The sequence below is a fragment of the Gluconobacter sp. P1D12_c genome (assembly GCF_018812105.1).
Taxonomy (GTDB): domain Bacteria; phylum Pseudomonadota; class Alphaproteobacteria; order Acetobacterales; family Acetobacteraceae; genus Gluconobacter; species Gluconobacter oxydans_A.
Genome location: NZ_JACSIQ010000680.1, coordinates 1 through 396, shown reverse-complemented (window position 1 = coordinate 396; position 396 = coordinate 1). Strand labels below are relative to the sequence as shown.

The window sequence follows — 396 nt, the reverse complement described above, 5'->3', positions numbered from 1 at the left end:
TTACGAGCAAGATCCATGTCCGATGTGACAATCAGGGATGCCCTCTTGGCTTTGTCCTTACCGGAGGCCAGGTCTCGGACTACAAAGCCACAGACGCCCTGATGAAGCTGTCTGTCCCGCCCCCCAAAGCCATGCTGGCTGATCGGGGCTATGACAGTGACAGCTTCCGCCAGGATCTGCTGATCCACGGGATCCTGCCGGTTATTCCATCACGCAAAAGCCGCAGTGCTCCACAGAAAACAGACTGGTGGCGTTACAGGGACCGCAACCGCATCGAGCGGATGTTCAACAAACTCAAGCAGATGCGCCGTATCGCGACGCGCTACGACAAAACCGCCTTGTCCTTCATGAGTTTCCTCAATMTCGCCGCAGCAAAGCTCTGGATCAGATTTTTTG

The 396-nt window shown here is 55.4% G+C and carries 1 protein-coding gene; it reads left to right on the top strand.

The annotated features are described in order from the left end of the window. Window positions 1-11: 11 nt before the first annotated feature. Window positions 12-396: IS5 family transposase (locus KP705_RS20470; RefSeq protein WP_308267677.1), on the top strand; the 385-nt coding region annotated here is incomplete at its 3' end.